This window comes from Paraburkholderia sp. JHI2823 (assembly GCF_038900695.1).
Lineage (GTDB): Bacteria > Pseudomonadota > Gammaproteobacteria > Burkholderiales > Burkholderiaceae > Paraburkholderia > Paraburkholderia mimosarum.
In genome coordinates this window covers 73,453-95,175 of record NZ_JAYMRY010000028.1, presented here as the reverse complement: position 1 = coordinate 95,175, position 21,723 = coordinate 73,453, and the positions used below count along the sequence as shown (strand labels likewise).

General features: G+C 66.0%; 14 protein-coding genes. 2 read left to right on the top strand and 12 right to left on the bottom strand.

The genetic code is table 11. The features are described 5' to 3' along the window. Positions 1–45 precede the first annotated feature (45 nt). Together VSR34_RS25950 and VSR34_RS25945 are read right to left on the bottom strand one after the other, a co-directional pair. Positions 46–1,236 carry a glycosyltransferase family 4 protein gene (locus VSR34_RS25950; protein WP_342963962.1) on the bottom strand — a complete coding sequence of 397 codons (1,191 nt, stop codon included), beginning with the start codon at positions 1,234–1,236 and terminating at the stop codon, positions 46–48. Positions 1,237–1,662: 426 nt separating this feature from the next. Further along, complete coding sequence (locus VSR34_RS25945) at positions 1,663–2,829, bottom strand: glycosyltransferase family 4 protein (protein WP_342963961.1); 1,167 nt, start codon at positions 2,827–2,829, stop codon at positions 1,663–1,665. 197 nt (positions 2,830–3,026) lie between these two features. Between VSR34_RS25945 and VSR34_RS25940 the strand changes: the two genes are divergently transcribed. Further along, a complete protein-coding gene (locus VSR34_RS25940) occupies positions 3,027–4,259 on the top strand; it encodes a glycosyltransferase family 4 protein (protein ID WP_342963960.1) in 1,233 nt (410 codons plus the stop codon). A gap of 96 nt (positions 4,260–4,355) precedes the next feature. Here VSR34_RS25940 and VSR34_RS25935 read toward each other — a convergent pair whose 3' ends face one another. Next, positions 4,356–5,513, bottom strand: a complete 1,158-nt coding sequence (locus VSR34_RS25935) for a glycosyltransferase family 4 protein (protein WP_342963959.1) — start codon at positions 5,511–5,513, stop codon at positions 4,356–4,358. A gap of 299 nt (positions 5,514–5,812) precedes the next feature. Between VSR34_RS25935 and VSR34_RS25930 the strand changes: the two genes are divergently transcribed. Next, the gene (locus VSR34_RS25930) at positions 5,813–6,973 is read left to right on the top strand and encodes a hypothetical protein (protein WP_342963958.1); all 1,161 of its coding nucleotides are present in this window, start codon (positions 5,813–5,815) and stop codon (positions 6,971–6,973) included. Between the two features lie 85 nt (positions 6,974–7,058). Here VSR34_RS25930 and VSR34_RS25925 read toward each other — a convergent pair whose 3' ends face one another. The 9 genes from VSR34_RS25925 to VSR34_RS25885 form a co-directional block, all read right to left on the bottom strand. Then, entirely contained in the window at positions 7,059–8,771 is a 1,713-nt protein-coding gene (locus VSR34_RS25925; RefSeq protein ID WP_342963957.1) for a hypothetical protein, read from the bottom strand. A 279-nt stretch (positions 8,772–9,050) separates the two neighbouring features. After that, entirely contained in the window at positions 9,051–10,223 is a 1,173-nt protein-coding gene (locus VSR34_RS25920; RefSeq protein ID WP_342963956.1) for a hypothetical protein, read from the bottom strand. Positions 10,224–10,280: 57 nt separating this feature from the next. Beyond that, positions 10,281–12,683: a polysaccharide biosynthesis tyrosine autokinase gene (locus VSR34_RS25915; RefSeq protein WP_342963955.1), complete on the bottom strand. Its 2,403-nt coding sequence runs from the start codon at positions 12,681–12,683 to the stop codon at positions 10,281–10,283. A gap of 25 nt (positions 12,684–12,708) precedes the next feature. Further along, the gene (locus VSR34_RS25910; protein ID WP_342963954.1) at positions 12,709–13,974 is read right to left on the bottom strand and encodes a polysaccharide biosynthesis/export family protein; all 1,266 of its coding nucleotides are present in this window, start codon (positions 13,972–13,974) and stop codon (positions 12,709–12,711) included. 38 nt (positions 13,975–14,012) lie between these two features. Continuing rightward, the gene (locus VSR34_RS25905) at positions 14,013–14,957 is read right to left on the bottom strand and encodes a glycosyltransferase (RefSeq protein WP_342963953.1); all 945 of its coding nucleotides are present in this window, start codon (positions 14,955–14,957) and stop codon (positions 14,013–14,015) included. A 31-nt stretch (positions 14,958–14,988) separates the two neighbouring features. Beyond that, positions 14,989–16,374, bottom strand: a complete 1,386-nt coding sequence (locus tag VSR34_RS25900) for an undecaprenyl-phosphate glucose phosphotransferase (RefSeq protein ID WP_342963952.1) — start codon at positions 16,372–16,374, stop codon at positions 14,989–14,991. A 27-nt stretch (positions 16,375–16,401) separates the two neighbouring features. After that, positions 16,402–17,136 carry a Crp/Fnr family transcriptional regulator gene (locus VSR34_RS25895; RefSeq protein ID WP_342963951.1) on the bottom strand — a complete coding sequence of 245 codons (735 nt, stop codon included), beginning with the start codon at positions 17,134–17,136 and terminating at the stop codon, positions 16,402–16,404. Between the two features lie 940 nt (positions 17,137–18,076). Beyond that, the gene (locus VSR34_RS25890; protein WP_342963950.1) at positions 18,077–19,168 is read right to left on the bottom strand and encodes an acyltransferase; all 1,092 of its coding nucleotides are present in this window, start codon (positions 19,166–19,168) and stop codon (positions 18,077–18,079) included. 28 nt (positions 19,169–19,196) lie between these two features. After that, a complete protein-coding gene (locus VSR34_RS25885; protein WP_342963949.1) occupies positions 19,197–21,722 on the bottom strand; it encodes a glycoside hydrolase family 2 protein in 2,526 nt (841 codons plus the stop codon). Position 21,723 lies beyond the last annotated feature (1 nt).

The following is a 21,723-nucleotide window of genomic DNA, read 5'->3' as shown; positions in this document are numbered from 1 at the left end:
TGCCGACCGTTAGCAGAGGCACACAACGCGCACGCGTTTGAACATTCACTCGCTGACGTTGGAAATCATCTGCTTCATCTGGTCGATATACGCCCCGACTGAAAAACGCTGCGCGACATCGTCCAGCGCCTGCGTGGCAAGGCGATTCGCCATCTCGGGCGCGGCGCGCAAGGTTTCTATCGCGTCCGCGAGTGCTGCGACGTCGCGTGGCGGCACAAGCCACCCATTTATCCGGTGCTGCACGATCTCGGTCACGCCTCCGGCCGCTGCCGCGATGACGGGGCGGCCCGCCGCCATGCCCTCGATGATCACGCGGCCAAACGGTTCGGGCTCGGTGGACGTGTGCAGGATCACATCGACGGCCTTCATCCATGCGGGCATGTCGTCGCGAAATCCTGCAAAGATCAGACGATCCTCCACGCCAAGGCGTGCGGCCTGGCTGTGCAGCGATTTCACATATTCCTGTTCGCCGAAGAGCGCCGAGCCGACCAGCACGAGATGCAGGTCCGGCACGCGCGCGAGCGCTTCGAGCGCGATGTGCTGGCCCTTCCATGGCGCGAGACGCCCGAACAGCCCGGCGAGATAGACATTCTCCGGGAGTCTGAACTTGCGGCGCAGTCCCGTCATGTCCGGCGCGTCCTTGCAACTGAACTCGTCGAGATCCACGCCGTTGTGCACGACCGGCACGTCTTCGGGCGCGCAGCGCGCGAGCGCGATGAGCGAGTCGGCCGACGCGCGCGAGTTCGCGATCACGTGATCGACCGCGTAGCGCGTGAGCCAGCGCACGACGAGCCGTTGCAGCGGGCCGAAGTGCTCGGTCGACATGATGTCGTGCAGATGCCAGACGATCCGCTTGCGATGCAGCGGCTTGCCGAGCGCGCCGAGCACGAGCGCCTTCTGTGTGTTGAGGAACAGGATGTCGAATGATTCCGCGTGGCGCGCGATGGCGCGCACCTGGCGCAGTATGCCGGGCAGCGCGCCAAGCCAGTGCAGACGCAACGTGTCCTTGCGGATATCGGAGACGCTGGCCTCGCATGCAAGGCTCACCGGCACGCCGAGCGATTCGAGGCGCGCGCGAAACGGGCCGTCCGAAAGCAGCAGCACTTCGCGGCGCGCACCCCACGTGGCCGCGAGCGGCATGAGCGAGAACTCCGCGCCGCCAAGTTGTCCGCTCTGGTCGACGAACAAGATGCTCGCAGGCCCTTGCTGTGCGCGAGTTTCAGCATACGTTTCCACGTACACATCCCCGTCGCTTAGCAGGCCTGACGCCAGAATGGGCGGGGTTGCCTGCGTGGTTTCCTCGAACATGATTATTTAGCCAGCAAAAAGGGGTTTTTTATGCTGGCTATTATTCGCGGCCAATCACTTCGCATGCGTGCCCCTCCGCACTTACCCCAACTGACATCGGCATTACATTTGCATGCGATCTTTTCGATCGTCGTTAGCTAACTGAATGGATGGCTGCGATTCACATACGCTCGAAGGCGCAAAGGAGGCGCGCATCGGCAGATACGAGGCGCGGGAAGGCAAAGCGTAGCGACGCTGCTTTACGCTAATGCGGGTGATACGAGAGGAAAAGAGGAGGCGCGCCTCACACAGGGCGGGCGCCCCAGACTGACAGCCGCGGCGACAGGTCTCGGCGTTCGTTGGCGGAAACGCGCACTACCGCACGCCCAGGCGCATTCCTTCTTCGGTGTGCGGCGTGTCGCGAAGCACGCTCTGTGCGGCGATGGTTCGCATCACTTCCATCATGAACGTGCGGCGGAACACGGCGGGCGAGAAGCGTTCGGCGTTTTTGCGGCACGCCTGCGGAGTGAAGCTGTCGATGCTGCGGTCGAACGCCATGACCGCGGCGCTGAGCGACTGCACCGTCTGCTCGGGAAAGTAAATGCCCGTCGGTTCGGGTTCGCCGAGCGGTACGACGGTTTCCAGCACGCCGCCCTTGCCATAGCAGATCACGGGCGTGCCGCACGCCTGTGCTTCGAGAATGGCGATGCCGAAGTCTTCCTCGGCCGCGAAAACGAAGGCCTTCGCGCGCTGCATGTGGTCTCTGAGGACTTCGAAAGGTTGATAGCCGAGAATATTCACATTGGACGTGGCCTTGGCGCGCACGTCCGCTATCTGCGGGCCGTCGCCGATCACGACGAGACGGCGTTCGGGCATGGCGGCGAAGGCCTCGACGATGAGGTCGATGCGCTTGTACGGCACCATGCGCGACGCGCACAGATAAAAGTCTTCTTTTTCCGCGCGCATCTCGAACCCCTGCACGTCGACGGGCGGGGCCACGACGCAGGCTTCGCGGCGATAGGTTTTCATGATGCGCCGCGCGACGAAGTGCGAGTTGCACAGCAACTGGTCCACGCTGTTGGCCGAGCGCGAGTCCCAGTTGCGCAGATAGTGCAGCAGCGCGCGCGCGGCCCACGAACGCATGCCGTGCGTGAGGTGCGATTCGCGCAGGTACTGATGCTGGAGATCCCACGCGTAGCGGATGGGCGAATGCACGTAGCTCACGTGGGTCTGGTCGGGGCCGACCAGCACTCCCTTGGCGACGGCATACGAACTCGTGATGATCAGATCGTAGGTGGCGAGATCGAACTGCTCGATGGCGAGCGGCATGAGCGGCAGGTAGCCCCGATAGCGGCGGCGCGCGAACGGCAGGTGCTGAATGAACGACGTCTGCACGGCCTTCTCGCGCACGATCGAGCGATCTTCGAGAAAGTCCACGAGGCTGAACAGGTCCGCGTCGGGGAAGCATTCGATGATCTGCTGCAGCACTTTTTCGGCTCCGCCAGAAACGACGAGCCAGTCGTGCACGATGGCCACCTTCATGACTGCGACTCTCCTCCTGGGGGGTGCTAGTGCTCGAATGCATGAACAGGCATTTCTACACAGCGTAGAGCCACGTTCATCGCGCGTAAGTGCGGCCGGCCACACTGCTCCACGCGAGCCGCGTGAATAATGTCGCCGGACGTACACGGTAACGCGCCTCGCCGCGAGGCATCGATCAACCGAGTGGATCCGCCGCCATGCATACTCTCGCGACCGTTGCTGTTTCCTCGGATCAGGTGCCGCCGTCCGCTCGCACGAACGTACCCAGCGTGCTGTTCGTCGACCAGAGCGGACAACTCGGCGGCGCGGAGTTCTCGCTCATGCCGCTCGCAGCTACCTGGGGCGCGCGCCGCGAAGTGCTGCTGCTCTCCGACGGCCCCTTTCGCGCGCGCCTCGAATCGCTCGGCGTACCGGTGAGCCTTGCATGCGAGGCGAGTGTCTCGGGCATTCGCAAGGACACGCTGCGTCTTAAATGGCTCGGCGCGCTGCCCGGCATCGTGCGCCAGGTGCGCGCGATCGCGCGGCACGCGGAGTCGTTCGACGTGCTGTTTCTCAACACGCAGAAGGCGCTCGTGCTCGGTGCGCTCGGCAAGCCGCTGCACCGCAAACGGATCGTCTGGTACTTGCACGACGTGATGTCGTGCGAGCACTTCGGCCCGCTGCAACGGCTCGTCGTGCGCTGGCTAACGCGCTACGCGGTCGATCACGTGATCGCGAACTCGCGTGCATCGGCCGACGCGCTCGTCGCGCTCGCACATTGCGCGCCGGAAGACGTGCCGGTCGTCCACAACGGCATCGATCTGGAGGCGTTCAACTCCAGGCACATCTTCGATATCGGTGCGCTGCGCCGCCGGCTCGGACTGCCGGAGAACGCCTATCTCGCCGGGCTGTTCGGACGTCTCGCGCCGTGGAAGGGCCAGCACATCGCGCTCGAAGCGCTCGCGCGCGTGGCGGACCTGCACCTCGTGCTGGTCGGCTCCGCGATGTTCGGCGAAGACGATTACGAGAAGGCGCTCCACGAACAGGCCGCACGCCTTGGCGTGGAGGATCGTCTGATCTTTGCAGGGTTTCGCGACGACATGCCCGCATGGATGAAGGCCGTCGACGTGATCCTGCACACGTCCACCGAGCCCGAACCGTTTGGCCGCGTGATCGTGGAGGGCATGGCGGCGGGCCGCCCGGTGATTGCGTCGGCGGCGGGCGGCGTGACCGAGATCGTCAGTCATGGACGTAACGGCTGGCTGGTGCAACCCGCCAATCCTGTCGCGCTAGCCGAAGCGATCGAAACCGTGCGCCGCGCGCCCGAGATGGCGCAAGACGTGGCTAACCGCGCACGCGACGACGCGGCGCAGCGCTTTTCCGTCGATACCTATCTCAACCGTATGACGAGCGCGATTGCCGGTTGTGCCGCTCGCGCTCATGACGCGTAGCCGCGGCATTGCCGTTCAAACCGCGACCCGCGCTCGCGGCGCGTGAAGCGACCGCGGCACGAACGCGGGCGACCATGCAGCGAACCCGACTGTGGACTACACGGCGGCGACGCCCGGATTGTGCTGGAAATGCGTGGCGTAGATCGCCTCGAAGCGGCGCGCCAGTTCGTTCCACGAATAGCCTGCCGCGGTTGCGAGCGCAGCGCGGCGCAGCGCGCGCCAACGCGCCGGATCGGCGATCAGCGACTCGAGCCCGGCACTGAGCGCTTGCGCGTCGCCCGGCTGGACGAGCACGCCGTTCTCGCCATTGCGGATATAGGTGCGCAGCGCGCCGATGTCGGTCGCCACAGGAACGAGACCGCAGGCCATGGCTTCGAGCGGCGAAAGCGGAAAACCGTCGAAACGCGAAGGGTAGGCGAGCAGCTGACAGTCAGCCAGAACCTCGTGAAGGCGCGCATTGTCGTAGCGCGGCACGACGATCACCTGGGCTTGCACGGCCGCCTCGAACCGCGAGCGCGTGAGCTCTTCCGGCTCGCCGGCGCCGAGCACCTTGATGGTCGCTTCGGGATGGCGCGCGAGCAGCATCGACGCCGCCGCGACCAGGGTGTCCATGCCTTTCCAGTAATTCGCACGCCCCATGAAGGCGATCCGATGCGGACGCACGGCCGCGTCGTCTTCTCGCTGCAGCGTCAGACTCGCGGCTGTGGCGAAATGTTCGTCGATGCCATTGTCCACGACGGCCACGCGCCTTGCCGGCATGCCAAGCTCGCGCATCGCGTAGCTGCGCTCCGTATCGTTGAGCACGAGCGCGAGGTCGGCCCACACGAACGATTTCGTGCATTCCCAGATGCGCAGCCCGCCCCAGTAAATCGGGTATTTCCAGTTGGTCGTGAGATGGCCGTGACGGCGCGCGTCGAGCAGGGCCTGGTGCACCATGGGCTCCATGCCGTGGCTGCGCGTGGCCGACAACTGCCGCGCTCGCCAGCCGAACGCGCGGCGCAGCAGATTGATGACCCACCCGTCGCCGGCGGAAAGGTCGAGCACGTCATAGTCGGGGCGGCGCACGACGCGCGCGAGGACGAACCACGGAAAGAGCAGATTGATGGCAATCGAAGGCAGCGCGGGCATGTCGTCGTAGGACATCAGCTCGACGTTGTGGCCGCGCGCGCGCAGCGCACTGGCGAGCTTCAACGTGACCCCCGGTGCGCCGGCGTTTGTATCGAGTCGGTGGTGGATGGTCATCAATATGTTCATCGCGTCCTCATTGCTGTGGGGTGGCTGCGCGCCGCGCATCGTGCGCGAACGCGCGCCCCACGTCTTTCGTTTTTATGACGGTGTGGTGCGCGGCACTGCTGTGCATTCGGAGAGTGACGCTCGGCGCGTGGGGCGTCTGTGCGGCATCGCGCAATTGCACGGACGATGGGCGGCCTGCACGGGTACACAGAAACGCAATGTTGCCCTTCGAACGGTTTCGGGCGGCCTCGCGCGGGTATCGTCGGACGAGGTTCGAGATCGGATAACGCGCCCGCGAACGCGGCGCCCGGGAGCTGGCAATGACCAATATGGAAGCACCGGATAGAGGGGCGTCTTCGCTGACGCACGGCGTCGTGCTGCTGTGCGTGTACGTGCTCGTCGCCGCGGCGTCGTACTGTGGCTTCTTCGCGAAGTACGCGTTCCGCGACGATTCGGTGCACGACTCGATGGTGCGCATGCTCGACGCCACGGCCGATCGTCCTTATGTGTATCGCCAGCTCATTCCTTATGCTGCGAACCTCGCTCAAAAGGCGATGCCCGCCGACGTTGCCGGGCTTCTGGTCGAGCACCTGCAGCAGGAGTACCCGAAGCACAACTGGCTTGCCAACACTTTCGCGCGCGCCACCGACGCGGGCAAGCCCGCCTATACGCTGCGCTACCATCTCGTCTACTTCATGGACTTCGCGGCGCTGCTGGCCGGCATGCTGATGCTGCGCGCCGTGTGCCTCGAACTGACCGGCCACGTGGCCGCTGCGACGCTCGCGCCGCTTGCTTTCGCACTGGTCATGCCGGCAGGCAACTTCTGGGACTTCCCCGAGCTGTTTTTCATGGCGCTCGCGGTATGGCTCGCAGCGCGGGGCAAGGGTCTCTGGCTCATTCTGCTTACGCCGCTTGCCACGCTCAACAAGGAGTCGTTCCTGTTCTTCGCGGTGTGCCTTTATCCATTTCTTCGCGAGCGCTTCAGCCTGCGTCACGCGCTGGCCGTGGTGGGCGCCTGTGTATTCACGGCCGGCGTCGTCAACGCGGTCATGAAGCTGCGCTATGCGGGCAACCCCGGCGACGTCGCGCAGTTCAACCTGATGACGAACCTGCGCTTTTTCGCCGATCCGCGCAATTACTTCCTGAGCGACTGGACGTATGGCGTCCTGCTGCCGAAGGGCTTCAACGTCGTCATCCTGTTCGTGCTCTTTACGATCGTGCGCACGGGCTGGAAGCGGCTGCCGCGCGCTGTGCGCCAGCACGCGTTGATCGCTTGCGCGATCAACGTGCCGCTCTATCTGCTCTTTGGCTGGGGCGACGAAGTGCGCGCGCTCAGCATGATCGACGTGACTGCGGCGCTACTGCTGTGCGAGGGCATTGCCGTGTACATGCAGAATGCGCGGCGCACCGCTCCGGCGCTGACGAGCGTGCCGCGCGCCCGTTGCGAACCGTCAGCGACGCCTTCGGTTGCGCGGCAATAACTGGCGCAGTCGGCACGCTCGAGGCGCCGCGAATGGCCGGCGGCGTCAGTGCGCCGTCAAGGCCGGCAACGTGGGTCAATGCCGGTCAATGCGTATCCCGCCGCAGCGCGAGCAGTTTCGTGCGGAAGTTGGGTAGCCAGCCGTGCACATCGACGCTGGCGATCGTGTGGTAGCCGTCCTCTTCGCCGAACTGCACGATGTACTCGTCGTCTATCACCCACCAGAAACTCTTCGACGGCGTATCGACATACTTCGGATCGTACGTATACGTACCATTGAATTCCTCGCCGCCGTCTATCTGCGCCGGCTTCACGCCCTGGCTAAGCAGCGCGTCGAGCAGGGTCCAGCGTGCGCGGTTCCAGCTCATGTAGTCATGGGTGCCGGCCACGGCGTAAGCGCTCGTCAGCAACAGAACGAACACGGCTGCCGCGGCGAAACCGCGCGCCGGCGGGCGCGCCTTCCCGGTGTGTTGCGCGCTCGCGCTGGTTTGCCACTCGATGGTGAACAGCGCGAGCAGCGCAAAGGTCGGCACGAGCAGATAGCGGTCGAAATAGCCCGCCAGGAAAAGCGGTGCGAGATAGATGAGCGCGTTGAACAGCAGGAACGCCCGCACGGTCATCGACGTGTCGAACTGCCGCTTGCGAGAGGCGCCCACGAGCCTGGCGGCAACCAGTCCCAGTTCCAGCAGCAAGAGCGTGGCGCCGCCGACCGCGATCAGTGTCACGAGGAGCCAGAAAGCCTTGGGCAGCGGCTCGGGGCCGGGCAGTGTGCCGGGCGCGTTGTGCAGCCTGACGGGGCCGAGGCCGTTCTCGTGGATCGTGACCCAGTCGAGCGGCATCGGGCGAACGGCGGCCATCAGCGCGAACCAGACGAGGCCGGTTACGGCGGCAGCAATGAGGATTGCGCGGCCATGGCGCAGGCGGTGGTAGCGAGCGATCATGGCAGGCGCACGCCAGAGGAGAACCGGACAGAGGAACCAGCCCAGGTGCACGAGCATGCCGCGCGTATATTGCTCGACCTTGATCCCGAGCGTGAGCGCGGAGGCGAAATTGCGGGCAAACGAGTCGGTCGAGTCGCTCGCCTCGACCGGGAGAGCGTGGCGAGCCTTCAGCCAGAGCACGAGACCGACGATTAGCACGACGCTCGCGACGATCCCCAGGGCGCTCATGACGAGAGCCCGCTTGTCCTTGCGCGACTCGAACACCAGCGCGGCAAACATCGCCATCGCCAGATTCAATCCGAGCTGCCGCACCGAAACCGCGGCGAGCGCGAAGGCGATCGCTGCGAGCAGCGTGACGGTGCTGCGCGTGTGCAGATAGCGGCAGAAAATCGCCGTGGCGACGATCGAGTACGCGGCGAACTCGATATCGGTCATGAACGACACGGAGAGCACGAGCCAGATCGGATTCAAGCCCAGCACCAGCGTCGCGACGATGGTCTTGCGGCGGTCGCACCCCGCGTCCTGCAGGAGCAGCGCCAGCGCGGCGAGCGCGATGGCGGCAGCCGCGAGTGTCGAGATGCGTAGCGCCGTATGCGAGAAACCGAAGGGCAGACAAAAGAGCGCGCCCCAGAGCGTCTGCCCGATCAGCGTCATCGACGTGTACCCGCCCGGCGTGAACTGTCCGGTTTCGAGCAGCGTGCGCACCGGGATCGAGTACGACCAGTCGTCGTTGAGCGGGATATTGCCAACCGGATTGACCAGGATGACGGCGACTAGCCAGATGGCGAGCGGTATCAGGATGGCGGCGTAATCACGCCGGCCCCTGACAAGCGGTTTGGTCGAGAAAAGCGTATCCATGTCTGCAAAGGCCGAGTGAGGTTCCGGAAGCCGGGGGATCGGCGGCGAGAGGACGACGGAGCGTGCGTTGCGCACGCGCGGGACGCCCACGAAGCCTGCGTTGCAGCGGGCACGGCCGGCTCTCGCGCGGCTGCGGCGTCTTGCCGGGGCCACCCGGCGTCGTCTGGCGTGATGCTACGAGCGAGCGCCGCGCTGCTCTGTACGGCAGCGCACCATCCGGCGCGCATCGGCTCGAATTGATCAGGTGCGGCGGCTGAGCGCCTGCCGCCAGCAAAGTGCCTAACTATCGTTGACCGCCCCGGCGGATCGGACCGGCAGCACTCGGCCTGTGACGGCTGGCGAGTCCTCGGTTATGACGGTCCCGGCGTGCCGCCGGTTTGCCGCGCTGGCGAGATAAGCCGAAATGGAGGTGCACAGCAGCAGCGCAGCGCTCACGTCGAGCATGCTCAGCGCACGCACTTCGTCGACGTAGCCGAGCACGAGAAAGAGCGGCACGTTGCACGCGGCGGCCAGCAAGGCATGGCGGCGCGCACACTTTGGCAACCCGCGCCAGCCCTTGACCACGAGCAGTGCGAGCAGCGCGAGGATCACGATGTGGGTGGGGCGCGGCAGCGGAATGCCATACGTCCACGCGGTCAGAAAGTAGTTGCGAGGGTTGGCATAGAAGTGGAGATTCACCCAGAGATTGAACAGCGCCGGGCTCCCGACATTGCCTGCATAGCGGTATTTGATCAGCGCATTGACGAGCGCGCCTGCTACGACGCAGGCGCCGACGCGGGCCGCCGCGGCGCGGCGCGAGGCTCGCAGGCGCAGGAATGGGTAGAGGGTCACCGCAAAGATCAGGAACGACTCCTTGTTGAACGTCGCCACGAGCGCGATGGCCACGAGCCACACGAACTTTGCCCGGCATGCGAGCCATACGGCGATCGTCATGAACATCATCTCGGGAAAATCGTAGAAGTACGTAGCCGGTACGGCGATGGCAAACAGGAGGGGTGCCAGCGTGGCGGCCACTTCGTCGCCGACGAGGTCGAGGCAGACGAGCCGCAGCATCAGCATGGCGACGAGCAACGCAAGGAAGGAGAGGCCATACACGAGGTAGTAGGGCAGCGCATAGGCGGGATCATCGGTGCTCGTGGCGCGCGCGAACGTCGCGCGCAGCGGGTTGTGCGCCGGGGCGTCCCTGGCAAGATGCTCGAGAACGTGCGTTCTCACGGACCCCGGCAGCAGCTTCGCGCCTGCGTTCGCGATAGCCGGCAGCAGTTGACGGTAGACGTACGGCTCTTCGCCGGTGCCGTCCAGGATCGCCGCGAGCGAGGTTCCCTTGTTGCCGTCACCGAAGCTGTGCGCGGCGTAATTCCCGCAGAAGGCCGCTGCCGCGACAACCAGATAGGTGCATAGGAGCATCACACTGCGAGTCACGCGCGCGCCGAGTGGCTGCTGCCGTTCCATGGGACACTCCGTCAGGAAGCGCGAGGCCGCACCTTCGCACGGCCCCGCGGGCTCGTGTCAGGGCTGGGAATAGTCCGTGCCGGACGGATCGCTGGTGTACGTATAGGCGTACGCGTAGTCGTAGTGTCCGTAACGAGCGCCGCGCTTGACCTCCACCGCATTCAGGACACCGCCCACCACACGCGCCCGTGCCCGCTGGAGCTTCTTGAGCGAGGCGCCGATTTCGCGCTCGGTATGCGCGCCCGCCCGGATCACGAGCACCGTCGCGCCGGCGATGTTCGCGACGATCGACGAGTCGGCCACGGCGAGCAGCGGTGGGGTGTCGACGATCACGAGATCGAACTCGTCGGAGAACCGATGCAGCACGTCCGTGAAGCGGCTCGAGGTCAGGATCTCGGAAGGATTCGGCGGGTACGCCCCGGCCGCGATGAAGTGCAGTCCCGAAACGCCCGTTGCGCGCGCGGCGATATCGAAGTCGACCTGGCCCGTGAGCAGCTCGGTCAGGCCGCCTTTGGGCGACTTGCCGAAGTATTGCGCGAGGCGGCCGCGCCGCAGGTCCGCGTCGATCAGCAGCACGCGCTTGCCCGATTCGGCGAACAGGGCGGCGAGATTGGCGCACAGGAAGCTCTTGCCGTCGGCGGGCGTCGGGCTGGTGAACGCGACGATGCGGTTCGGCGTATCGACGAGGCCGAATTGCAGCGTTGCGCGCAGGCCGCGCAGACCCTCAACCGAGGTGTCGAACGGATGCGTCTTCGCGAGCAGCGCCCGGGTGGGCGCGTAGGGCGCCGGGATCGGCAGCATGTCGGCCGCCGCCGCGTGGCCGCGCTGGCCCACGCGCGCACCGGTGCGTGCACCGTGCGGGCGGAACAGGCGCGCGACGCTGTGGGGCAGCGCACGCATGATGCCGCTGCGTTCGGGCGCGGGCAGTGCGGCTTGCTTGCTGTTGGCGAGCTGCAGATCGCTGCGCGTTTGCTCCGACGAAAGCGGAATCGAGCCGAAGATTGGCAGCGAGAAGCGCCGCTCGATCGTCTCGGGATCCGAAATACCCGTGATGAACATATGGCGGCAGAACGCGAAGCCGATGCCCGCGAGCACACCGAGCAGCGCGCCCGCGGAAATGATGAGGCCGGCCTTGGGCGCGACCGGCACGGTCGGCACGAGCGCCTGGTCGATGATGTGCACGTTGCCGACCGTACCCGCCTTCTGGATCGACAGCTCCTGGGTGCGGTTGAGCAGGGCAACGTAGATGTCGTTGGCGACCTTCGCGTCGCGCTGCAGCGAGACGGCTTCGCGCTCCGACCCCGGCAGGTCCTTGAAGTGATCTTCGAAGCGTGCGCGCTCGGCGGAGAGCGCCGCGAGCTGCGCATCGGTCTGCTGAACTTCGGGGCTGTCGGTCGTGAAGCGGGTAAGCAGTTGCGCGCGCGCGACGCGCAGCGCCGCGATCTGCTTTTCATATTCGAGGCCGCCCTGGAGGTACACCGACGCTTCCTGGGTGGGCTGGAACGTGCCGGCCCGCGCCTGGTACTCCGAAAGCGCCCGCTCGGCGCGTTGCAGGTCGGCACGCAGCCGCGGCAGTTCGCTGTTCAGGAAATCGAGCATCTTGCTCGCCTCTTCCTGCGCGCGCGTCGTGCGCTGCGCGAGGTAGGACTGCGCGACCGCGTTGGTGATCGCGGTGATCACCAGCGGGTCCGTGCCCATGAACGAGAGTTGTACGATGCCGGTGTCGTGCCCGCGCTCGCTGACTTGCAGGCTGCCCGCGAGACCCATGACGGCCTCGAGCTGATTGGCGCGCGTAACGAAGAACTCCGTGCCAGGGCGCGCGACGAGCTGGTTGACCGTGATGCTCACGCCATTGCCTTTGGCCGGCATGCCGGCCTCGCCGGTGAGCAACTGGCGGCCCGCTGGATCGACGAGCTCGAAGCGGCCCTCTCCCAGTGCGCGGAGCGTGAGCTGCACCCCTTCCAGCGACTTTGGCACGTTGATCGAATCGACGGCGAATTGCTCCCCGCCCCATGCATACGAGCGCATGCCAAACCAGGCCGGCATTGGGCGGCCCGGCCGCGCGAACAGCTGCGAGATGCGCGAGAGATAGGGCACGGACTTCGGGCTGGCGCTGAAGTTGAGCTTGAACTGCTCGACCACGGGCTCCACCACGCTGCGGCTCTTGATGATTTCGATTTCGGCGTCTGTGTGGATCGTGTTGCCACCGGCGAGCGAGAGCGAGCCGAGCGCCGCGGCGGAGGCCGAGCCTTGCTGCGAGGGGTCGATCTGCAGCATGGCGTCGGCGGAGTAGATGCGTGTGGCGGTCTGGGCGTAGAACACGGCGCCCGCGAGCACGATGGCCGCGATGCCGATCACCCACCAGATCTGGTCGACCACCATGCGCACCAGATCGCGCATGACCTCGTCCTCGTCGCTCCCGCGGGCCGGCGAGACGTCTTCAATGTCGTAGGTACTCATTGTCAGGTTCTCTCGGTCGCGATCATCAGGGGTGAACGAGTTCTTTCGTGAAGAAGATCGTCTGCAGCGACGGGGTGATCAGATCGAGCAGGCGGTTAAAGCGCGCCGACTGGGCGATCTGCACGTACACCACATCGCGCGGCTCCAGCTCGAACCGGGTCATCAGCATGATCGAGTCGACCTGGGTCATGTCGAGGCGGTACACCTCGGGCGTGGCGAGCTTCGTCTTCACGGTGTGGTTCGGGCCGGGCTCCGGCTCGATGCCGCGAACCACGTAAATGGCGTGCGGGTTCGACGTGCGGTTATCGATGCTGTTGGCGTTCGCGATGGCGTCGGCGAGCGTGAGCTTGCCGCGATTCATCGGCACGATCGAGGGGTGTGCGATCTCGCCCAGTACGAACACGCGGCTGTTGGAGCGATCGGGCACGTCGACGATGTCGCCGTCGTGCAGTATCACGTTCTGCTGGACATTGCCGGTAGAGACCAGCGAATCGACGTCGACCTGATGACGCACGCCGTCGCGAGTGACGCCGACGTTCTGCAGATCCGCATCCTGCTGCGCGCCGCCCGCGCGGCTGATCGCGTCGACGATGGAAAGCGGCATGTCGGTGATTGCCTGGCCCGCGGGCTGACGCACGTCGCCGAGCACCTGGATCTGCTTGCTGTTGAAGCCCGTCACGCGCACGTCGAGCTGCGGGTTGCGGATCGTCCTGCTCAAGCCCTGCGTGAGCTTTTGCTGGACCTGTTCTGCCGTCAGGCCGAGCACTTTCACGCGGCCCACGCGCGGAAAGAAGATCGTGCCGTCGCTTGCCACGCGCAGCTCGAGGCCGCCGATCTGGCCGCCGCCGGTGGTGCCGCCGAGCGCGCCGCCGCCCACCCCGGCGCTGCCGGGTGAACCGCCGCCGGCGGTCGCCGTGCCGGCGCCGCCGCCCGCCGCGCCGCCAGGCAACGGCGGCGTGCCCGTGCCGGCCCCGCCCTGCGAGGTCAGCTCGGGGTGATCCCAGACGATCACCTGCAGTGCATCGTTGATGCCGATGTGATAGACGTACGCCGCGCGCGTGGTCGGTGTGAGACACGTGAGAGGGCAGGTGCGCAACGCGGAATCGTCGTCGGGATGCTGGGCGAAGTACTGCGCGTTGATCGGCTGCACGTCGTAGACAGGCCCCGCCGTCTGCTGTGCGGGCGGAGGGGGTTCGCGCAGGTTGCTTTCGTCGAAGAAGCCGCCGGGCGTGAACGCGCATGCGCACAGCGACAACCCTGCCAACCCGGTGATGATCGTTCTTGTCTGCATGGTCGGTTTCCCCGCGTTACACGTGCGCGCCGATCTTTTCAGCGTCTTTCCTGCTGCCAGGCGCCTAAAAGTGCGCATACGCCAATCCACCACTGCTGCATGGCCACCGACGGCCCGGTCCGGCCGAATGCCAGCGTGAGCGCGCGGCCAAGCCCCGGGTCCGCGCGCGTGCCAATCAGCGTGGCGTAAAAGATGAAAGCCCAGCGACCTGCCGGTGAGAGGTGGTCGCGCATGATGAAACGCAGATTAAACGAAGCGTTGTAAAACGCCGTGCGGTTGAACACATAGCGCTGATCATCGTCGCTGCGCGGGGCCGGATAGTGATCGACGAGGATCGTCGGGTCGTACATCAGCTTCCAGTTGCGCCGTACGACGTCGAGGCTGAACAGCATTTCGCAGTGCACCTGGGCGCCGCTGCCGCGCAGCCGTTCGTCGAAGCGCACGCCTTCCACCGCGGCGCGCCGGAACGCCATATTGACGGCCTTGAGCACCTGCACGCGGCGTGCCGAGCCCGCGCCGATATGATGATTGCCGACCGGGCGCCCGTACCAGCTGATGAGGCCGACATTGGGCGCCGCGCCCACGAGGATCGTGCCGAGCTGGTGCACGATGTCGCGCCCGCCGATGCCGCCGAGCGTGCGGTCGCACGCGAACGCCTCCGCGAGGCGCTGCGTCCAGTCGCGATGCGGTGCGGCGTCGTCGTCGGTGAAACAGAGGATGTCGCCGCGCGCGGTTTCGATGCCGAGGTTGTATGCGGCCACGACGCCCGACCGCGTGACGCGCGCGACGCGCAGGTTGCGCGTGCCCGGCCCCGCCGGGCGCGCGGCGAGCAGCGCGTGCGTTGCATGATCGTCGTCGCGCGCGACCACGATCACTTCGTCGGGCGTGCGCAGCTGCGCGTCGAGCGCTGCGAGGCAGCGTTCGAGATCGGTGGGCCGGCGGTAGGTCGGCACGATCACGGACAGGCTGGTTGCGGCGCTCACGATTGCGCTCCCCGATGTTGGCGTCGATGGATCAATAGGCGTTGCGGCCGACGAACCCTTTGACGAGGGTGATCAGCACGATCTTGATATCGAACCAGAACGACCAGTTGTGGATGTAGAACAGGTCGAACTTCACGCGCGCCTCCATTTTTTCCACCGTGCGCGTGGCGCCCCGGTAGCCGTTCACCTGCGCCCATCCGGTGATGCCGGGCTTGATACGGTAGCGGTGCATGTAGCCGTACACGAGATCCTTGTAGAGGTCGTCGTGCTCGAGCGCGTGCGGGCGCGGTCCCACTACCGACATCTGGCCGAGCAGCACGTTGAAGAACTGCGGCAGCTCGTCGAGGCTCGTGCGGCGCAGGAACGCGCCCACCTTCGTCACGCGCGCGTCGTGCTGCGACGCCTGGGTGACGACGCCGGCAACCTCGCGGTGCACGGTCATCGAGCGGAACTTGTAGATGTCGAACGTGCGGCCGTCGATGCCCTTGCGCTTTTGCCTGAAGAACACCGGGCCCGGCGAGTTCAGCTTGATCGCGATAGCGATCACCGCGAAGAGCGGCATCAGCAGCGTGAGCGCGGCGAGCGCGAACACGCGGTCGAACACGAGCTTCGGCCACATTTGTGGCGTGGGGATCGGCATGCCGGTCAGGCTGATCGTGGGCAGGCCGAGCACGTCGACGAGCGTGTGGTTGAAGAGCGCGAGGCTGCGTGTATCGGGAATCAAGCGCAGATTGACGAAGTCGTTCTGGAACGCGCGCGTGAAGCGGTAGATCGTATGCTCCTCCGAGAGGGGCAGCGCGAGCCAGACTTCGTTGATGTGCTCCTCGCGCACTTTCTGCACGAATGCATTCATGTCCTCTAGCGTGGGCAGGCCGTTGATGCTCAAGTGCGGAAGATCGCTTTCGGCGTTGGTCGTATCGAATACGCACACGGGCTTGAAGCCCGCATGCGCGCGCTGCTCGAGATGCGCGAGCAGCGTGCGCGTGAAGCCCGGCGCGCCGACGAGCGCGACCGTGCGGTAGTTCAGGCCGCGCCGCCGCGCCACGCGCAGCAGCAGATGCGCGATGAGCTTCGTGGCGAGGATCAGCGCGCCCGAGATGAGCGTCGCGTAGGCGAACCACAGCCGCGAAATCGAGTCGGCGCGGTGTAGCGTGAAGACGAGCATGAGGCCGCTCACCACCACCACGAGCCAGGCTGCGGCGACGCGCGCGAGCATCGTCGGAAGCGACTTGCCGCGCCATGTCTCGTAGATGCCGAACACGGGGAAGAGCAGCAGCACCAGCGCGCAGTTGAACGCAACCAGCAGCCGCTGGGTGTCCTCGAGTCCGATAGCCGTCGAATAGCGCACGCCGTGGGCGAGCAGACCGCCCGCGATCACGAAGAGCGCATCGAAGACCCGGGCGGTATTGCGGAACATGTTGAATCCCTGGCTTGTGCGGCCCGCTTAGGCAACGGTTTCGGCTTGACGCAATCGCGGCAGCAGGCGGTCGAACTCGCACCGTACGAGCCGGTAGCATTCGCAGGCGCGCGCTTCGAGCCCCTCGCGGTCGAGCACCTGGATGCGCCCGCGATTGTGATGGATGAGGCCGAGGTCGTGCAGCTTCCCGGCCGCCTCGGTGACGCCCTCGCGGCGCACGCCGAGCATGTCGGCAATGCGCTGCTGCGTGACGGCCAGCTCGTTCGACGCAACGCGGTCCGTTTCGCTCAGGAGCCACCGGCACAGCTGGCTGGAGAGCGAATGGTGACGGTTGCAGGCGGCCGTTTGCGCGATCTGCGTGAGGAGCGCGTGCATGTAGAGCATCATGAGCCGGCGCAGCAGGTCCGAGCGCGCGAAGTGCTGGCGCAGCGCCTGGGCGCTCATGCGGTAGGCGAAGCCCGCATGCTGAACCTGCACGCGGCTCGGCATGGTCTCTCCGCCGGTGAGGATCGGCACGCCGGTCATGCCTTCGCGGCCGACCGCGGTCAGTTCGACGGAGCCGCCGTCTTCCATCGTCGACATCATCGAGATGACGGCCGTGGTGGGAAAGTAGACGTGGTGGATCCGCTGGCCGGAATCGCAGAGCAGCTGCTCGGCACGCAGATTGACGAGCTCGAGATCGGGCGCGAGCGCCTGCCACTCGTGCGACGGGAGAGCACCAAGCAAATGATTGCCGTGCAGATCGGATTGAAGAGTAAGCATGACTGGTCCTCGCACGAAGCCGTGTTGAACACGGCGTTCTGTTTGTTTCCCGCCACTTCGTCCCATGTGCCTTCGTGTGCCGTCGTGCGGCCTTGAGCGCGGCTTGCGGCCATAAGTACGTCGTGTGGTCCCCGTATACCCCCGGATGCGTCGGTCCTTGTTTAGGATGACCCGCTACGCGTCGGTATGGTCGGTCACATAGCGAGGAGCGTGCCAGCGGACCCTAAAGCGAGCGGTGGCGCGACCCTTGAGCGCATATGGCGGATCGCAATCTGGAAAAGTCCCCGTTTTTGTTTCAGTTCTGTACAGCGAAAGCGGACCGGCCGGACGTGCCAGGCAGACTCGTTTGGGCGGCAATGCCTTGATTTGATGGGCTCGATCGGCGCACACGCGTGATCCTGAGCGCGCTGCGATGGCTGAAACTCCGTGCCAGCGCACGCGAAACGAAATTGATTCAGATGTGTTCCATGAGCAGCGTGGGTTGGCGCACGGAATGTTGGGACTGCGCAAACAGCCGCCGCGAGCGCGTAAGCGAAAAACCGACAGGCCCCGCGCGCGCCGTCTTTGCAAGAACAAGCGTCCATGCAGGTTTGCACGGCGTGCGCGGCGATAGCCCATGGCTTCGCGTGCGGCGCCACACGAGCGTGGTTCGCGACCCGTGACCTTCTCGCTTCTGCACGCGCGCACAGCGAACGTGTTTCGTTGTTGTTGCATTGCACTTTGCGCGTTTCACGACCCGGTAGATGGGCCTGCAAACACCTTTGCGCGCGCCTCTCGAAGCGTGCGCCGGCGTACATATCGCGCTCTTTCGATTGTCTAGATTTTCTGTTTGGGCTACTGCGCCGTGCGTCTGCAAATGGCATGCAGCGGCTCATTATTGGCATGAATATTCTGCGCGGGCCTCGCAGGCGTGTCGGCGCGAGCCGAACTCAGCTGACGATCAGATGGGCGTGGTCGCGGCGGGCGGCAGTGTCGCAGCCTGCGTGCGGCGTGCGCGGAAGAACGCGCGACGCAGCTTCTCGGACGGCTCGTCTACCCAGCGATAAATGAGCAAGGACAGCGCCGCGACAACGACCAGCATCAGCGCAGTCCACGGCAGTCGCGCCATGCGCGGGAGCTGATGAAAATGCTGCAGAAAGACGGTGAACGCCGCGCCATGCACGATGTAAACCTCATACGAGAGATTGCCGAGCATGCGGTCGAGGCGCGTGCCCGGCTCGCGCACCGTGGCGAGCGCATAGGGAATCAGCAACAACGAAAGCACGCAGTTCGCGGCGAGCGTGTAGCGGGTCAGCGGGCCTGTGAAACTGCCCCACAGGAATAATTCGTGCGCGCGAGGGAGTGCCAGGCAGCCGAAGAAGAACAGTGCACCGGCGGCGAGACTCGCGTGAGCCGTTCGCTTCGACGGGCGCCAGTCGTGGCGGGCGGCCAGCATGCCGGTGAGAAAAAAGATGAAGTAGAGCGGCAAGATCGAATGGGATGGCCAAGGCCCGAAATTGCCGAACAGCACGACGAAACCTGCCAGCGCCACGGCGATGATGGCTGCCTCGATGGCGGTGCGGTTCGTGTCGCGTGCGAGCAGCCAGATCACGATTGGCGCGACGACATAGAACTGCAGTTCGATGTCGAGCGACCAGACGGTGGGGATCACGTTGTCGGGGGCATCGAGTTGCGCGTAGCCGAAGATGGCCAGATGCGACTCGTAGAAGTTGAACGCCGACGGCGTCCATTGCGCGGGCAGGCGGAACGTGAAAATGCCGAGCGGCCAGACACATAGCGCAAGCAGCACGAGCGTTGCATAGAACACCGGCAGAAGGCGCCACGCGCGCGAGAGCACGAACGACGCGTAGGGGCGCGGCAGCGGCGCGTATTCCGCGTGCCACATCTGGTAGATCCAGTAGCCGCTCAGCGCGAAGAACAGATGCACGGCGGCGGCGCCGATCGAAACAGGCAGCACGTGGCCAAGGCAAACAGCGCTCGCCAGCATGAGGCGGAATGCGCCGGGCGGCGCGATCAGGTTGCGTGCGTTCATGGCCTGACTTTGTTCGATGTGAGTCTCGTCACGGATAAAAGACCGTTGCGGACGCATTGATCGTACGAATCTCGCCCTCGGGCGGCGCATGCCGCGCGGCGTCATCGTGCACTGTGAGCGCAACCGTGCGCGGCCTGCCGGGCACGAGATGGAACCAGTTCGGCGTCGCGATGTAATGCGCGTCGGCCACGTGCACGTAGCGCGCGAAACGCTGCGCTTGCAGCACGAGCTGCCATCCTCCGGGCGTTTCTTCGAGTCTCGCGGCGATGCCGAGCTCATGCCGGTCCAGCGCGCGCTTCTCGGGCAGATGGAACGCCTCCGCGAGAATCGCGCCGCTCGCGCGCTCGCGCAGCGTCGCGATCGTGACGTCGTGCGGGCGCGGACCGAAGCGGTACGCGTGCGTGAAATCGAAGAAGCGTCCGAGCAGGTCAGCCGCGCTCACGGTGAGTCCACGGCGAGGCGCTACGTCCAGAGCGCGGCTCGCCTCGGCGACCTTCACTGCGCCATCGCGCAGGCACAACAGTTCCAGCGTCGCGTCGAGCGGCTTCGCCGTCTCGTTGACGACGTGGAGATCGAGTCCGTTGAGCCCTTCGTCCGTGATGCCGAGATGCACGGGCCTGAAAGCCTGGGCGAGCGCGTGCCACGCGCTCTTGGGTCGGCGCAGCGCGTCGATCACGCCCCAACCCGCGCCCGCGCGCAGGTCCTGAAACTGCCACACGAGCGCGCCGCCGCAGCGCGAGCCAGCGCGACGCCATTCGGCAAAGACGTCGGTCATCAGCTCGGCCACCACGGCGCGCGAAAGGTCCAGAAAGCGTTGCGGATCTTCATAGCGCAGCCGCGCGGCCTCGTGTCCGTACACGGCCTGCACGTAGTGGTCGCGCACATCGTCGAAGTCCCAGCCCGCGCCGGGGTCGCGCGGCACGGCGGCCTTCCAGCGCGGGTCATGGCAATGGATCGTGCCGAGGCCGTCGTGCAGCGTGGCGTCGTCGGGGATGTTGGCGAACGCGAGACATTCGGCCGCGAAGCGCACGTCCGAGCGCCGCACGTCGCTCATGGGCCGCTGGTACGCGCTCACGCCGTAGTAATGGGTGATGCCCGCGCGCGTCCCGAACGGCCACGAGCCGCCCGAGGGCGAATTCGTCACGTACTGGATGTCGGGGCGCTCGCGTGCGACCAGTTCGGGCAGCAGCTGGGTAAAGAGCGGCTGCTCGCGCTGGTCGGGTGTCAGGCCGAACATTGCGGCCTGCTGGTCGATCTCGCTGCCGCCGCACGTCACCGCGAGCGCGGCATGGCGGCGCGTGCGTGCGAGAAACTGCGTGGCTTCGCGCGTGACCGAGGCAATGAACGCTTCGTCGGTCGGGTAATCGAAGTTGGCGAACGCGAAGTCCTGCCAGATCAGGATGCCGTGCTCGTCGGCGAGACGGTAGAACGCATCCGATTCGTAGACCATCGTGCCGCTCACGCGCAGCATATTCATGCCGGCGTCGCGCGCGAGCGCGAACCACTGTGCGAGTTCGACGGGCTTGCCCGCGAGCGTCACGAGGTCGGCGCTCGTCCAGCACGCGCCGCGGCAGAACACGGGCACGCCGTTGACACGGAGTGCGAAACCGTTGCCGTCGTCGCCGTGGTCTGCTTCGATGGTGCGAAAGCCCACGCGGCCCAGCTCGAAGGTTTCGTCGCCCAGCTGCAGCGCGAGTGCGTGGAGCGCGGGCCTGCCGTGCGTGTGCGGCCACCAGCGCTCGGCGTGGGGCACGCGCAGCCGGCCAGTCAGCGTGCGCGCGTCGCGCCAGGCTAGCGCACCTTGCGCGCCGCCGCATGAAAGCTGTGCGCTCGCCTGCGCCATTTGCTCGCGTACGAACGTGAGCGTGAGAGAAACGATGCCGTCGTCGCCTTCAACCGAGGTGGAGACGTCGATCGTATCGAACGCGTGTGGCGCGTCGCCGAGCCATTCGATGGGCCGCCACGGGCCCACGGCCTCGACGTTCGGACACCAGCCCGGCATGTGACCCAGCAAGGTGGTGCGCACGTTGCGCAACGTGGGCGGATTGACGAGGCGCGGCCGCCAGCGCGCCCGCCCGCGCCGTGCCGCGAGCAGCGGCCCGAGCGAGCGGAAGCACAGCGCGAGCGTGGCGCTGCCCGCGAGGGCGATGTCGAGATCGTGCGCGACGAACATCGAATCGGAGTCGAGCAGCTTCGTGCCGTCGAGCCAGACTTCGGCGAGCGTCGCGAGGCCATGCAGGCGCAGGCGCTGCACGCCGTCGCCTTCGATGCGCACGCGATACCAGTGGTCGTCCTGCTGAAACGGCGGCGGATGGCCGATGTCGAGCCGCCCGGCGTCGTGCCACGCGGCCGCCACGGTGCCCGGCACCGTCGCGGGGAGCCAGCCCTCGGCGGGCCAGCCGGCAGGCGACGCGCAGGCCCCGGCGCGCGTGGTGAGGTATTGCCAGCCGGTATCGAGCGCGCGCGGCCAGACGGAGGCCGCGCGCCGCGCGGCTTCGGTTGGCTCGGCCGGTGCGCCGGGGGGATCGAAGGTATCGGTTGGCAACGACCGCACG

Excerpts from the sequence above, each read along its gene's own strand:
- VSR34_RS25920 (WP_342963956.1), bottom strand. The coding sequence starts at position 10,223 with ATGGAACGGCAGCAGCCACTCGGCGCGCGCGTGACTCGCAGTGTGATG.
- VSR34_RS25935 (WP_342963959.1), bottom strand. The coding sequence starts at position 5,513 with ATGAACATATTGATGACCATCCACCACCGACTCGATACAAACGCCGGC.
- VSR34_RS25940 (WP_342963960.1), top strand. The coding sequence starts at position 3,027 with ATGCATACTCTCGCGACCGTTGCTGTTTCCTCGGATCAGGTGCCGCCG.
- VSR34_RS25925 (WP_342963957.1), bottom strand. The coding sequence starts at position 8,771 with ATGGATACGCTTTTCTCGACCAAACCGCTTGTCAGGGGCCGGCGTGAT.
- VSR34_RS25945 (WP_342963961.1), bottom strand. The coding sequence starts at position 2,829 with ATGAAGGTGGCCATCGTGCACGACTGGCTCGTCGTTTCTGGCGGAGCC.
- VSR34_RS25890 (WP_342963950.1), bottom strand. The coding sequence starts at position 19,168 with ATGAACGCACGCAACCTGATCGCGCCGCCCGGCGCATTCCGCCTCATG.
- VSR34_RS25900 (WP_342963952.1), bottom strand. The coding sequence starts at position 16,374 with ATGTTCCGCAATACCGCCCGGGTCTTCGATGCGCTCTTCGTGATCGCG.
- VSR34_RS25930 (WP_342963958.1), top strand. The coding sequence starts at position 5,813 with ATGACCAATATGGAAGCACCGGATAGAGGGGCGTCTTCGCTGACGCAC.
- VSR34_RS25910 (WP_342963954.1), bottom strand. The coding sequence starts at position 13,974 with ATGCAGACAAGAACGATCATCACCGGGTTGGCAGGGTTGTCGCTGTGC.
- VSR34_RS25895 (WP_342963951.1), bottom strand. The coding sequence starts at position 17,136 with ATGCTTACTCTTCAATCCGATCTGCACGGCAATCATTTGCTTGGTGCT.
- VSR34_RS25915 (WP_342963955.1), bottom strand. The coding sequence starts at position 12,683 with ATGAGTACCTACGACATTGAAGACGTCTCGCCGGCCCGCGGGAGCGAC.